The organism is bacterium (assembly GCA_022616075.1).
In the GTDB taxonomy this organism is placed as follows: Bacteria; Acidobacteriota; HRBIN11; order JAKEFK01; family JAKEFK01; genus JAKEFK01.
Genome location: JAKEFK010000064.1, coordinates 1 through 14,493 on the forward strand (window position 1 = coordinate 1; position 14,493 = coordinate 14,493).

The 14,493-nt window shown below is 48.8% G+C and carries 11 protein-coding genes; 3 read left to right on the top strand and 8 right to left on the bottom strand.

The genetic code is table 11. The annotated features are described in order from the left end of the window. Positions 1–273 precede the first annotated feature (273 nt). A complete protein-coding gene (locus L0156_05365) occupies positions 274–2,811 on the top strand; it encodes an ATP-binding protein (protein MCI0602423.1) in 2,538 nt (845 codons plus the stop codon). Between the two features lie 30 nt (positions 2,812–2,841). Here L0156_05365 and L0156_05370 read toward each other — a convergent pair whose 3' ends face one another. The 4 genes from L0156_05370 to recN all read right to left on the bottom strand — a co-directional run bounded on the left by L0156_05370 (position 2,842) and on the right by recN (position 8,814). Next, a complete protein-coding gene (locus L0156_05370; GenBank protein MCI0602424.1) occupies positions 2,842–5,064 on the bottom strand; it encodes an ATP-binding cassette domain-containing protein in 2,223 nt (740 codons plus the stop codon). 188 nt (positions 5,065–5,252) lie between these two features. Next, on the bottom strand, positions 5,253–6,632 hold the full coding sequence (locus L0156_05375; GenBank protein ID MCI0602425.1) for a glutamine synthetase family protein: 1,380 nt from the start codon (positions 6,630–6,632) through the stop codon (positions 5,253–5,255). Positions 6,633–6,679: 47 nt separating this feature from the next. Next, the gene (gene dtd / locus L0156_05380; protein ID MCI0602426.1) at positions 6,680–7,117 is read right to left on the bottom strand and encodes a D-aminoacyl-tRNA deacylase; all 438 of its coding nucleotides are present in this window, start codon (positions 7,115–7,117) and stop codon (positions 6,680–6,682) included. Further along, positions 7,114–8,814, bottom strand: coding sequence for a DNA repair protein RecN (gene recN / locus L0156_05385; GenBank protein ID MCI0602427.1), 1,701 nt, complete (start codon positions 8,812–8,814; stop codon positions 7,114–7,116). The genes dtd and recN overlap by 4 nt, the downstream gene beginning before the upstream one ends. A 180-nt stretch (positions 8,815–8,994) precedes the next feature. Here recN and mtnA point away from each other — a divergent pair, with 180 nt between their 5' ends. Further along, a complete protein-coding gene (gene mtnA, locus L0156_05390; protein ID MCI0602428.1) occupies positions 8,995–10,017 on the top strand; it encodes an S-methyl-5-thioribose-1-phosphate isomerase in 1,023 nt (340 codons plus the stop codon). Between the two features lie 25 nt (positions 10,018–10,042). Here mtnA and L0156_05395 read toward each other — a convergent pair whose 3' ends face one another. Further along, on the bottom strand, positions 10,043–10,450 hold the full coding sequence (locus L0156_05395) for a secondary thiamine-phosphate synthase enzyme YjbQ (protein ID MCI0602429.1): 408 nt from the start codon (positions 10,448–10,450) through the stop codon (positions 10,043–10,045). Positions 10,451–10,507: 57 nt separating this feature from the next. Between L0156_05395 and tsaD the strand changes: the two genes are divergently transcribed. Continuing rightward, positions 10,508–11,524, top strand: coding sequence for a tRNA (adenosine(37)-N6)-threonylcarbamoyltransferase complex transferase subunit TsaD (gene tsaD / locus L0156_05400; GenBank protein MCI0602430.1), 1,017 nt, complete (start codon positions 10,508–10,510; stop codon positions 11,522–11,524). Between the two features lie 82 nt (positions 11,525–11,606). Here tsaD and L0156_05405 read toward each other — a convergent pair whose 3' ends face one another. The 3 genes from L0156_05405 to L0156_05415 all read right to left on the bottom strand — a co-directional run bounded on the left by L0156_05405 (position 11,607) and on the right by L0156_05415 (position 14,336). Continuing rightward, positions 11,607–12,020, bottom strand: a complete 414-nt coding sequence (locus L0156_05405; GenBank protein ID MCI0602431.1) for a nuclear transport factor 2 family protein — start codon at positions 12,018–12,020, stop codon at positions 11,607–11,609. A 12-nt stretch (positions 12,021–12,032) separates the two neighbouring features. Then, the gene (locus tag L0156_05410) at positions 12,033–12,527 is read right to left on the bottom strand and encodes a DinB family protein (protein MCI0602432.1); all 495 of its coding nucleotides are present in this window, start codon (positions 12,525–12,527) and stop codon (positions 12,033–12,035) included. Positions 12,528–12,635: 108 nt separating this feature from the next. Further along, entirely contained in the window at positions 12,636–14,336 is a 1,701-nt protein-coding gene (locus L0156_05415) for a DUF885 domain-containing protein (GenBank protein ID MCI0602433.1), read from the bottom strand. Positions 14,337–14,493: the final 157 nt, after the last annotated feature.

The following is a 14,493-nucleotide window of genomic DNA, read 5'->3' on the forward strand; positions in this document are numbered from 1 at the left end:
CAAGACAGTTAAAATCGAGTCTGACCCTTGTACAAGGGTCAAAAAGAAACTTTCTGAGTGCCCTCACTCATCGTTTACACTGTCCATTTTTCAAAGAACAAAATGTCTTAAAGACAACAAAATCCCTTTCGTTTCTTGAAAACTTCAGATTTTAAAGAACCGAAGGATCTTGAGGGATCCACCATTTCTGGTGGCAGCAGTAATAATACGAATTCTGAAACATATGTCAAGACTCATTCTGGTTGCTTGTTATTCCGGTGCTCGTCGAAAAAAATGTTAGACTTGAAACTGGGATGTAATTTGAAGAAGGAAGTTTCCGCGTCGCCTGATTTCAGGATTCTATTTGAATCCGTCCCGGGGCTGTATCTTGTACTTACAAAGACGTTGGAAATAGTCGCTGTCAGTGATGCTTACCTGGCCGCTACAATGACTCGTCGAGAGACAATCCTTGGGAAAAATCTGTTTGAGGTTTTTCCAGACAATCCGGACGATCCTAACGCGACCGGCGTCCGTAACCTCCATGATTCCTTAAGACGGGTCCTACAAACCAAAGTGCCCGATACCATGGCGGTGCAAAAATATGACATTCGGCGTCCGGAATCGCAAGGGGGCGGTTTTGAGGAAAGATACTGGAGCCCGCGTAACTCACCTGTGTTGGATCCGCAGGAGGAAATCCTCTACATTATTCATCGAGTGGAGGATGTTACAGACTTTGTCCGCCTGAAACAAAAAGGGATCGAACAAAACAAACTCACAGAGGAGTTGAGAGATCGGGTTGAAAAAACTGAGGGTGAAATCTACATACGCGCTCAAGAACTGCAAGAAGCAAACCGGCAACTTCGAACTGCAAATGAGGAGCTAGAAAGACGGGAAGTAGAGCTGAAACAGATATACGAAAGGCTTTACGAAATGAACGAGCTAAAGACTCAGTTTTTTGCCAACATTAGCCACGAGTTACGCACACCATTGACGCTTATTCTAGGGCCAACATCAAAGCTCCTAAGCGAAGGACGGGGCACTCCAGCGGAACGGTATTCTCTTGAAGTCATTTTGCAAAATGCAATGATCTTGCTGAAACACGTCAATGACCTGCTGGATGTTGCCAAGATGGAAGCGGGAAAAATGGTCCCCAATTTCAGCGAAATCGATCTGGCGAAATTGGTGCGGCTCACCGGTTCCCATTTTGAAAGTTTAGCCACCGACAGAAGAGTGGCTTATTCCGTAAACACGCCTGAGACGCTGCAAGCGCAGGTTGATCCGGAAAAGATGCAGCGAATTATTCTGAATTTGCTCTCGAACGCCTTCAAGTTTGCCCCGCACAACGGCATTGTGCGTTGCGAGCTGACGACAATCGATGGCGACGCAATTCTGTCGGTGGTGGACAGTGGCCCGGGCGTGCCTCCGGAATTTCGTGAAATCATTTTCGAGCGATTCCGTCAAGGCGAAGGAGGTTCTACCCGAACAACCGGAGGAACTGGATTGGGTCTTGCGATAGCAAAGGATTTTGTTGGACTGCATCGGGGCACCATCCATGTCTCCACGGCTCCTGAAGGGGGAGCGTTGTTTGTCGCGCGGTTCCCTTTGAAAGCGCCCCAACAAGCGGCGATCCACGACCAGGGCAATAGCAGTTACTCCAGTCTGATGCCACAAGCAATTCTTTACGAACTTCAGACGGTTGAAAGCTCCCAACCTGAAGAAGCGCAGGACAGTACCAAACCATCGGTCCTCGTTGTGGAGGACAATCGCGAGATGATTCGTTTTATCGCCGAAACACTCTCTGATGAGTTCCACGTAGGTCTGGCATATGACGGTAAGGAAGGTCTGGAAAAATCACTATCCATGAGGCCGGATCTTATCCTCACCGATGTAATGATGCCCAAAATCAGCGGCGATCAACTTGTAAGTGAAATCCGCAAAAAACCGCAACTGACAGGAATTCCAATTGTTCTGTTAACGGCAAAAGCCGATCTGGATTTTCGCGTGAAAGTTCTGGTCAGTGGAGCTCAGGATTTTATTTTGAAACCATTTTCCACTGAAGAATTGTTGGCGCGTGTGCGAAATCTTGTTGCGCTGAAACGAACAATGGATGAACTGAAGAGAAAAACACTCGCACTGGAATCCTCAAACAAGGAATTGGAGAGTTTTGCCTATTCCGTCTCGCATGATTTACGCGCTCCGCTACGCGCCATCGATGGTTTTTCACGAATGCTTCTCAAAGATTCTTCATCAATCTTGAGTCTTGAAGGAAAGCGGTTCCTGGATATTGTCAGAGCCAACACACAAAAAATGGGACAGCTGATCGATGATCTGTTAACTCTCTCCCGTTTGGGTAGACTCGAAACACGATCGGACGACATTGACATGGATCAGTTGGTAAAGGAAGTTCTCGAAGAACTGGAACGGGATCAATACATAAAGAAAAACGAAGTGACGGTGCATGCGCTGCCCCGGATCCGCGGAGATAGCGCCATGCTCCGCCAGATTTTAGTTAATCTTATCTTTAACGCCGTTAAGTTTTCGCGGAAGAGCGAACCCAGGATCATTGAAATCGGCAGCCGTGCTGAAGAAGATGAAATTGTTTACTGGGTAAAAGATAATGGGGTCGGATTTGATATGAAATACGCTGATAAGTTGTTCGGTGTCTTTCAACGGCTTCATAGCATTCAGGAGTTTGAAGGAACGGGCGTGGGCTTAGCCATCGCCCACAGAATCGTCCAGAAACATGACGGACGCATATGGGCTGAAGCAAAAGTGGATGAGGGAGCCACGTTTTACTTCGCTCTGCCGTTTTCGGAGAAAGAAAATGACTGAGGTGGAAATCCTTTTATTAGCATCAAAAAATTATTTGAGTTTTATGCGATCGGTGGTTTCTTTTTCGGCGCGGACTTCCTGGGTTTTGCGGAGCGCTTCCATCACATGAGGGGCTTGTTGTAGCAGATTCTGAAAATGTTCACGGTGCAGGGTGAGTAGAACGCAGGGCGTTAAAGTCCGGACCGTCGCGGTACGCTTAACGTTTTGGATCAAAGCAACTTCTCCAAAGTGATCCCCGTCATCCAGAATAGCGACTTTTTCTTCGAAACCGTTTGCATTCGTCTTGTGAACGGATACCCTTCCTCGCGCAATTAAATAGAAACGATTACCAGACGTGCCCTCGCGGACCACAATCCTGTTGGCAGGATAAGATTCCGTTACGAAAAGTGATGCCATCTCTTCTAATAAGCTGGAATCAAGACTTTCGAGTATCGGATAACGTTTTAATTTTTCCGGATCAACTTGAGCAAGTCCTTCACTGAAAGAAAAACCGCTCTGCTTTTGCCAGAGCCTCGCGTAGAGATCTCCTTTCGCCAGCAATTCCGGATGCCGTCCCTGTTCCTTGATCACTCCGTTAGTCAGCAGGTAAATACAATCTGCATTTTGAGCAGAGGATAAGCGGTGAGTGGCTGAAAGCACGGTCCGTCCGGCGCCAACCCGGGCGAGAGTCTGATTGATGGCGGCTTCCGTTTCCGCATCTAACGCAGAAGTCGCCTCATCCAACATCAAAATTTCAGGATCACGCAGCAGAGCGCGCGCAATGGCAATCCGCTGGCGTTGACCACCTGACAGGCTTGAACCCCTTTCCCCAACTATTGTGTCGTAGCCTTGAGGTAATCGCAGAATCACATCGTGAATTTCAGCGGCCTGAGCCACCATACGAATTTCTTCTTCACTTGCGTCCGGCTTGCCCAGACTGATGTTGTCACGGACGGATGCATTGAAAAGAAAACTCTCTTGAAAAACCACGGCCATATGACCGGACAATGATTCAAGGTTCACCTGATCCGAATCGATATCATCGAACAAGATTTTGCCGGTATTAGGTTCATAAAATCTTAAAAGCAAATTGATGATGGTGCTCTTTCCGCAACCACTGGGGCCCACAAATGCAACGAACGAGCCACGCGGTATATGCAAATCAACGTCTTTCAATGCCGTTTGCCCGCTGTCATAGCTGAAGGTCACGTTGTGAAAAGTGATGGCAGAAGACAATCGCGGCAGATCGGGAGCACCCGGTTTATCCAGCACGTCCGGCTTCTCCTCCAGAAAATCTTCAATTCGCTGCAGGCCACCAACAGCGCGAAGAATCACGGGCAATGCCTTCGTCACGGCTTCCACAGAAAAACTGATGTGTATGAATAACGTATGCAGCGCAATCAGTGTACCGAGCGTAAGTTTATCCTGATAAACCAGAACCACACCGGCGCCTACCACGAGTATCTCGAAAACAAGGATGGTGATTGTTGGAATTCGCTCTACATTGTCTGCCGTAAAACTGAATTGAAGGGATTTTCGAGCAAGATCAGAGGCTTGCTGCTCAAAATCCTCCATCACCTGTTTTCCCAGTCCGAACGCCTTCACCACGGGCTGAGCGCCTATGTTTTCCTGAACAGTCTGATTGAGACGCGCCTCCGATTCCTTCATGCCATAGCTCATTTGTGACGCTTTGCGCGCCATGCGGCCCGGTGTAATGACGCAAAGTAACAGACCTGACAGAGTCAACATTGCAAGTCGCCACTCCAACGTAAATAAAATGATGCTTCCGATCAACACACTCATGGAATGCATGAGCAAACTGGATGCGGCCCATGTCACCGCATTCTCCATCGCCGCCAAATCTGAGGAGAAACGGGCCATGATGTCTCCCGTGCTCACGCGGGAATAAAAGCTGATAGACAATCGTTGCAGCTGGGCAAAAGTTTTTACGCGGATGTCTTTCAGTACGTTTGCGCCAAGAAAAGAGTACAAGTATCCTCGACCAACACCGGCAAGCGAGGCAATGAGTACGCCTCCAATCAAAGCCACGAGGGTTATTGCCAGAACGCGTCCATTCTTTTCCACCAATCCTTCATCGATCAAGTATTTGAAGCTCAAAGGCCAGCCCATCGTAAAAGCAAGATTCACAAGGAGCAGCAAAAGTAGGAGAAAGGTTTGCGATCGATACGGACGAAGATAGCGGTACATCGCGCCCAAAAACTGTGGAATCCCCATGACATTCGGGGATTTTTCCGTCTGTTCCGGTGCCGCCATTTGCTATATTTTACCGCAGAGAGCGCAGAGTACGCAGAGCGGGGCTCCGCCCCGCACCCCAAAGGGGATAAGCTGGATTCGGGAGATAGGGAGATGATTTGATTTTATCCGGTCTATCCATCGATCCGGTTTATCTCCTAGTTTTTTTTGATTTTTTTCTCAGCTCTCTGCGTCCTCTGCGGTGAATTTCACACTCTTTCGAAATAGCGTGAGCGCTCCCAGCACGTGACGATTTCATCAAATTTTGTTTGTTCGGTCCGCAAGAAGTGAAGATAGTGATCCACAACCTGATCCCCAAATGCCTGGCGTGCCAGTTTACTTGCTTCAAACTCTGCAATTGCGTCACGCAAATTAGAGGGGACGCGCGGAAGATCTTTCGCTTGATAAATGTCTCCCTTAAAGATGGGAGGTGGCTCAATCTTGTTCCGGATTCCATCGAGCCCGGATGCGAGGATAGCCGCGTACACCATGTAAGGGTTGGCATCAGCTCCAGGAATCCGGCACTCAATCCTCAACGACTGGTCTTTCCCAACCACGCGGAAACCGGCAGTGCGATTGTCATAGCTCCAGGCTATTCCTGTCGGCGCAAAGGAACCCGCTTGATAACGTTTGTAGGAAGAAACATTCGGGGCGTAACAGGCGGTCAATTCGCGCGCATGCTTCATCCAGCCACCCAGAAACCAGCGGAAGGTGTCGCTTGCGCGCACCGGTCCAATTTTTTGATCACCCTTAAAAAGATTCAGCTCCCCTTCCGGATTCCATAAACTTAGATGGACGTGCATGCTGGAGCCTGCGCATTTTTCATCCCACTTTGCCATAAACGTGACAGCTTTCCCCTGCGCGTGAGCAATTTCTTTCGCCGCATGTTTATACATGATGTTCCGGTCCGCCTGCGTCAAAGCATCACAATATTCAATGTTTATTTCCTGCTGACCGATACCCCATTCCCCTTTGCTGCATTCCACAGGCACTCCACTCGCGCAGAGTTCTCTGCGAATTGCTCCCACCAATTCCTCTTCTTTCGTACCCTGGAAAATATGGTAGTCTTCAATATACGAGCCCACACTGTTCAAATGATGATAATTCTTTGCGGCAGCGCTTTCGTAGGTTTCGTTAAACGTAAAAAACTCCAATTCAGAACCGCCCATCACCTGAAAACCTGCTTCCATTGCATTTTCCAATTGCACTTGCAAAATATGTCGCGGAGAGACTTCAACCGGTTTTTCATTCCGGTACAGATCGCCAAGTATCAGCGCGGTTCGAGGCAACCAGCTCGTACGGCGCACTGTGGAGAAATCGGGAAGACACTCGAAGTCTCCATATCCTGATTCCCAGCTTGTAAACTCGTATCCCGGAACAGGAAGCATTTCCATGTCGACCGCAAGCAGGTAATCACACGCATGCATGCCTTCTTCCGCAACGTGTTCCAGGAAAAAGCTGCCTGTGAACCTCTTGCCCATCAATCGTCCGTACCAATCCGGGAAAACGAGCAAGACCGTATCGATTTCGCCGCGGTTAATCTGCGATGTTAAGTCCGCGCGCGTCATCATTCCTGCAACTGGCTTCATACCGCCTCCTTATTTGAACCGCCAAGGCGCCAAGAACGCCAAGGAAATCAAATACCTAGTATTAAAGTGACCGGTCCATCATTGACCAACGCTACCTTCATCATTGCCTGAAAAACGCCCTTCACCACCGGCACTCCTGCATCCTTTAGTTTTCCAGCGAAGTATTCATAGAGAGGCAACGCCAGGTCCGGCGCGGCGGCCTTATCAAAACTCGGTCGCCTTCCCTTTTCCGCATCGGCTGCCAGAGTAAACTGTGAAATCAACAAAACCTTCCCACCGGTTTCCAGAAGGGACCGGTTCATCTTCCCTTCGTCATCTTCAAATATTCTCAAGGACGCAACCTTACCGGCGTAGCGATCCGCCATCGTCTCCGTATCTCCTTTTTCAATGCATAGAAACACTACGAGCCCCGCTCCAATCACGCCGATCATTTTTTCTTCCACCGAAACAGACGCTTCTGAGACCCGCTGCAAAACAAGCCTCATGTCACTCCAGCATTGACCTGTTCGCGAAGCTCACGCGCATGACGTAAGGCCGTTTCCGTCACTTCGCTTCCTGAAATCATTCGCGCCAGCTCCTCGATCCTCTTCTTTTCATCCAGATTGCGTACTATGGTAATAGTACGTTCACCTTTGGAAACCTTCTGGACCTGATAATGCTGGTCGCCAAACGCGGCAACCTGAGGGAGGTGTGTAACACACAACACCTGCGCGACTTTCGAAAGGCGTTTGAGTCTCTCACCGACCTGATAAGCAACGCGACCTCCGATGCCGGCATCAATCTCATCGAAAATCAAAGCCCGCTCTTCTCCTGTATTCTGGCTGACCACTTTTAACGCAAGCATCATACGTGACAGTTCCCCGCCTGATGCAATTTTGCTCAGATCTCGAAAACCCTCCCCCGCGTTTGGCTCTATTTCAAACGCCACGATTTCTTTTCCTTGCGGCGCATAGCGGTTTTCCATCTCAGAAACGCCGCTCTGAATCTCTTCTTCCAGCCGCACCTGGAAACGGCACTTCTCAAGCGCCACCTGATGAAGCTCCTTTTCCACAAGAGCCTCAAACTCCCGCGCACCGGCAGAACGCGCCTGCGAAACTTCACCGGCAATCGTTTCATACCGGTTGACCGCCGCGCGAATTTCCCGAATCAGCTGTTCCTCCCTTTCTTCCACATTTAGATCCGCCTGAAGCTCTTTCCTGGATCGCTCCAGGTGTTCCAGTACCTGTTGAATCGTGGGTCCATATTTCTTCTTTAATTTGTGAAATGTTTCCAGACGAAATTCTATTTGGTCTAAGGAACTTTCTTCGAAATCCAGAGAGCGCCGGATTGCTTCAAGCCGGTGAACCAGTTCCGAGAAGTCTTCTTGATACTCATCTACTCGCGCTGAAAAACTTGTTAAGTCCTGTTGATACCGCGCGAGCTCGCCGATACTTCTTTGAACCTCTTTTAGCTGGGACACGAGCGAATCATCTTTTTCCAGAAGGACCTGCAAAAGAGATTCGCAAAGGGAGTGAATTCTTTCACTATTCTGCAGCAAGACTTTTTTGCCTTGCAATTCCTCTTCTTCAGTCTCTGATGGCTGGATCTCTTCAATTTCCTTGATTTGATACTTCAAAATATCGATGTTCCGCTGCCTTTGCTGCTCCCGTTCCTGCAACCCTCTCCATTCCTTTTGCAATGCTGCGATTTCCGCAGCAATCGCACTTAGTTCCTGTACACGGGAATGAATTCCAATGCAACCATCGTAAAGACGGCGTTGTGATTCTCCATCGAGCAGTGTTTGATGCTCATTCTGTCCGAATAAATCTACAAGATAGGGAGCAAGCTGGCGCAATTGCTGAAGAGTCACGGAGCAATTGTTGATCAGCATCCGGCTTCTGCCTGTAGAATGAATCTCGCGCCGCAGGATGAATTGTTCCTCTTCCGGATCAATTTCCCATTCTTCCAACAGTGCCATCGCGGCCGCGGGCAATCCATCAAAGATCGCTTCGAGCACCGCTTTGCTTTCGCCTGCCCTTACATCATCCTGTGTGGCGCGCGATCCGAGTAACCGGCAGATGGCATCGATGAATATCGATTTTCCGGCGCCCGTTTCTCCCGTAAGGAAGCTCAATCCCCTTTCCAGGTCGAGCTCAACTTCCTCCAGCAAAGCGAAATTGGAGACACGGAGGTGGGTCAACATAAAGAAAAAATGATAACATGAAAGACGAGCGGAGACTGTCCGAAAAGTTAGACGGAGCGCGGACTTCCAGTCCGCAAAAACTTGTAAGCGCGATGAGTGTTCTTGCGGCAAGACGGCCGCGCTCCCACTAGAGAGCCAAGCAGGACGGGACTTTTCAGACAGTCTCGGCGGCAAAGCAACATGATTAAGACAATTGAATGGCAAAACGGCAAAGTAATTATGGTGGATCAGACTCTTCTACCCACCGAAGAGGTCTACCGTGAATACACAACCGCAGAGGAAGTCGCAAGAGCCATTGAAACGATGGTAATTCGCGGGGCTCCGGCAATCGGGGTAGCGGCTGCGATGGGGATTGCATTGGGAGTGCAAACAGTAAACGCTGATCTTGAGGCGGCTTTCGCGGCAATCTGCGAAAGGATGTCCAAAACCAGACCGACCGCAGTAAATTTGTTCTGGGCAATCGATCGAATGAAAAGAAAGTTCGAAGCAGACAAACACATGCCGCTGGAGAATCTGAGAACTGCCCTCGCGATTGAAGCTCAGAAAATTTACCTGGAAGACATTGAAGCGAACCAGCAGATGGGCCGATTTGGAAGGGAACTGGTCCCCAGAGAGGCGCGCATTTTGACGCACTGCAACGCAGGCGCGCTTGCGACAGCCGGCTACGGCACGGCGTTGGGCGTGATTCGCGCCGCCGTAGAAGAGGGCAAAAACGTGCAGGTGTATGCCGATGAAACGCGCCCCTTCCTGCAAGGCGCGCGATTGACCGCGTGGGAATTGCATAAGGACAAAATTCCCGTGACCTTAATAACAGACAACATGGCCGGCTACTTTATGCGGCAGAAGAAAGTGGACCTGGTGATCGTCGGAGCCGACCGGGTTGCGGCAAACGGAGATGTCGCAAACAAAATCGGAACCTATTCTGTTGCTGTATTAGCGAAAGCCAACCACATTCCGTTTTATGTTGCTGCGCCTATTTCCACCATAGATATGAAACTGGCGAGCGGACAGGAAATCCCGATTGAAGAACGTTCGGCAAAGGAAGTGGTGGAAATTCATGGAAAACGAACAGCGCCTGAAGGAATTGAAGTCCGCCATCCTGCTTTCGATGTGACTCCCAGCGAGCTTGTGACCGCGATCATCACGGAACGAGGAATCGCCCGCGCGCCTTATCTGGACAGCCTGAAGAATTTAACCAAATAAAAAATGAAACGCGGACGAGTCCGCGCTACTTTGCATCAGCGATCACAGTCACCAGGATCTCGCGCTTTTTGGGGCCGTCAAATTCGCAAAGAAAAATGTTTTGCCAGCGGCCGAGTGCCATTGCACCATCCACAAGAGGAACTGTTTCAGATGGCCCTACCAGGCCTGACTTCAGATGCGCATCACCATTTCCGTCCTGCCGGTCATGAAGCCACACACCTTCCGGGATCATTTTTTTCAAAAGATTCACGACGTCCGTTTGAACCGAATCGTCCCAGTTTTCCTGGATCATGATCCCCGCAGTTGCATGACGCACGTAAACATTAACGATTCCATTTTGAATTTCAGATGCTTTTACAATTTTCTTTACTTCTTCTGTGATGTCGTAAAGCCCGTTACGGGTGTCGGTAGAGATGTGAATCGTCTTACGCATATCTTTCATTATTATAATAAGGATGGGATGCGGGCGAGACGCCCGCGATACACAAAGATGATAGTGCTTGGTATTGAAACATCTTGCGATGAAACTTCGGTTGCCGTCGTGCAAGATCAAAAGATCTTGAGCAATGTGATCTCATCGCAAGTCAAAGTTCACGAGACATTCGGTGGAGTTGTGCCCGAATTGGCGTCGAGACATCATCTGGACAATATCGGCTGGGTATTACAGGAAGCAATCGATCAATCCGGTATCACATCGAAACAAATCGAAGGGATCGGTGTAACGTACGGTCCAGGGCTTGTGGGATCCCTCCTGGTCGGATTGAACACAGCAAAGGCACTCGCTTACGCATGGAATATACCCTACGTCGGTGTCAATCATCTGGAAGCGCACCTTCACTCCGTTTTCCTGGAACATCCGAATGCTGAGATGCCGATGCTCAGCATTATCGCGTCCGGTGGCCATACGAGCCTGTACCATTTGCACTCGAAAGATCAATACGAGCTTCTGGGCGAAACTCGGGATGATGCAATCGGAGAAGCTTTCGATAAAGTGGCAAAGCTTTTGGGATTGGGATATCCGGGCGGCCCGGTAATTGACCGGATCGCAGACTGTAAAGGTGCAAACCCGATCGGGTTAACGAAAGCGCAATTCGGTGAAGACACTTACGATTTTAGCTACAGTGGAATCAAAACCGCAGTTCTCCATTACGTTCAAAAAAATCATGTTTCATCGCACGATGGTTCGGCAGTCTATTCCGAGGCGGTCGTCGATATTTGCCGTTCCTTCCAAACCGTCGCCATAGAAATGTTGCTTGACCCGATGAAAAAGGCTCATTACCGGAAAAAGCCTCGCTCTGTTTCGTTTTCAGGTGGCGTTGCATGCAATTCCCACCTCAGGACTCAGGCGGAGCTGTGGGGAAAACAGGAGAACACTCCCGTTTACTTTCCTTCTTTGATTCTGTCTACCGACAATGCGGCAATGATTGCCGCTGTCGCGCAACACAAACTCTCCTCCGGCATTATCAACAAAATGGATTTGAATGCCGACCCAAACCTCAAGTATTAATTTCACCGCAGAGCACGCTGAGAACGCGGAGTTAAACTATTTTTATTTTCTCAGCGGTCTCTGCGCTCTCTGCGGTAAAAAATTAGCCGGGGAGGAGGTCCCGATTGGCGATGCCGAAGGAGAAGTGGACATGCGCAATTTTCCAATGGCCGTTTTTCAAAACAAGAACGCCGGACATGCGTCCGTCTTCCGCGATACTGCTTCCCCCAAAGCGAGCAGACAATTCGACTTCATCGGTAAAAAAAGCCGCATCCCCCACTTGTTGAACCTGTAAATTCTTGCTCATCACAGTCCATTTCCCGTAAGTTCGAAAATTCTCCTCAATGTTCTCCTTAATCTGATCGTATCCATACCAGAGCTCATGAGGGTCAGTGCCAAAATAGGTCGTGCTTCCATCCTTCAGGAAACAGTTTAAGAACGCTTCCACATGGCCTTCAGAGGCAGCGTAATACCAGTCTCGAATGAATAATGAAAGTTCATCTTTGGGAACGACCATCACAAACCTCCATCAGGCAACAGGAAGACGATCGCGAATTTGTTGGAGATGATTTAAATCGTGCGCTGCTAAATGTGGAATCATCATCCCTACAGTAATCGTTCCATACTGGGGATGGCGGGCTTGTTTATCGAATAATTTTGGATCAACGCTTTGGAGAAGTTCGAGATTAACACGACGGATCGGTGTGAAGGCGCGAATTAACTGTGTTGCGTCCAGATCGCCGTAGTCGAAAGTATTTGACCAGTCATTCTGGTCATAAGGCGTTATAACCGGTTCTTTTTCCGCCATGATGTAACGGTACCGGAATCCCCAGGCGTACTCTGTATCGATCATGTGAATCAGAATCTGACGAGGCGACCATGCGCCGGCTTCTTTTTTGGAAAATGCCTCCGTTTGAGCATCATCTAACAGCAAACGCAAAGTGTCTGAGGTCTTGCGCAGAATCTGAAAAGCTCCTTCACGATCGAAAGCATGCACCTTCTTACAGAAAACACATTCCGCCATACCAATCCTCCAGCCTTTTCTATCATATAACGCAAAGGCGCGAAGGCGCAAAGTTAAGAAAATGTATTTCTTATTTTCTTTGCTTTCTTGCGCCTTTGCGTTAAAGAGCTATTTCAGTTTGGCGAGCATGGAAGTCCGGATCATTGAAACCGGGATGGAACCATAGCTCAAAACCGCATTGTGGAATTCGCCAATTCGGAAATTCTCCTTCTGCTTCTTTTGATATTCGTTTCGCAGATCCTGAATCATCAGCATACCCATCAAATAAGAAAGCGGTTGAGTCGGAGTTTGCGTATACCGGCGGACCTCTCCTTCTGCAGCGCCGCGTTCGAGCCTGGTGTGTTCCAACATCAAATTCACGGCATCTTCGAAGCTCATGCCATCAACGTGCATACCCACATCGGCCAATACGCGGACCGCACGAACCAGAACCCACCGGTAAGCTTGAAGACTATCGATGGGTGTGGAATAGAAGCCGAACTCTTCCGCCAGTCTCTCGCAATACAGTCCCCAACCTTCGGACATCAAAGAACTCCCGGTCAATCTACGAATTTTAGAGAGTCTGTTCTGGTGAATAAACTGCAAATGGTGGCCAGGATATGCTTCGTGCACCGTTGTATTTTCTACGTCAATGTAAAATTCACCAAGAAGTCCTGATTTTTTTTCCGCGGGCAAACTTGCATCAACGGGAGTAACAAAATAAAAGCCTTTCTGTTCTTTTTCAAAAGGAGCCGGTTGAAAGTAAGCCGCGTAAGGAGTAACAAACCGCATAAACAACGGCGTTTCAATCACGTCCAGTTTTTCTTCCGGAATTGAAGCAAGTTTCTTATCCAGAACCCATTGCCGGGCCCGGTCTGTCGCTTTTCTATATTCCGGCAACACCTGGTCCTCTGGCCAATGCTTTTTCTTTGCCTCTTCCAGAATTTCCCACCACTTCTTCTTCGGATCGAGTTTCGCGGCAACGCGATCCATCTCGGCTTTTGTTTCTTTCAATACTTTGTTTGCAGAAGATTTGATTTCTTCGGGAGTTTGATCCATCAGATAAAAATTCTTCAGGCGGTAAACAAAGTTCTCGCGCCCATCGGCAAATGCGCCGGTGGATTTTAGCAACAGATCCTTTTCCAGAAACTGCTGGTAGGCCTGGAGCGCCGCTATTACTGCTGCATTTCCGGTTTCTAATCGCTTTCGGAGATCGTCTCCCTCAGGCATTTCAGAAATCGAATTGCCAATCAGATCCCGGTAAAAACCAACCGCACCTTTTGTTGTTTCAATGGCAATTTCGGTCCAGAGTCTGGGTGGATTTTTCAGGTTCTTTTTTCCTTCTTCCAGAATCTGTGGCATCTTCTTCATTCTTTTTGCCAGATTCGACATGCGTTCTGGAAAGGGGGCATATTCACGCGAAAACATGAGGAAACCGGTGCCGGCCAAAACCTGAGGGTAGATGCCCGGATCCTTTTCCAGATCACGTGACTTCTCCAAAGAGAATTCCTGAGCCTTTCCTCCATCCAGGATAAGCTGATAATCGATGCGATTGCCTTCGTCTAACTTGCTGGAATCAATTTCTTGTTCAAAACGTTGCAGGAACGCTTTGTTTTGCTCCATTCTTTTACGCGACTCCGCCAGAAGAAGGCTTTCCAGTTGATCGTCATACTTGTGAATTCCGCTGAAAGTCGCATTGAGGGGCGAGAGTTGCCATGACAGTTCCAGATACTCATCCACAAGTTTTGAAAACTTTTCATCTTCAGTTGAGGCAGAGGCCTGAGGACAAATCAGAAATGCAAGAAGAATAGATAGGATTAACAATCGCATGACATCCTCCTCCGACGGATAATAGTCAGGGTTCCAGAACAAATCAACACCAAACGAAGTGGTGCGGGAGACTGTCCAAAAAGTCAGTTGGAGCGCGGACTTCCAGTCCGCAAAAACTTGGTAGCTCGACGAGTTCATTGCGGGCAGGGATGCCCGC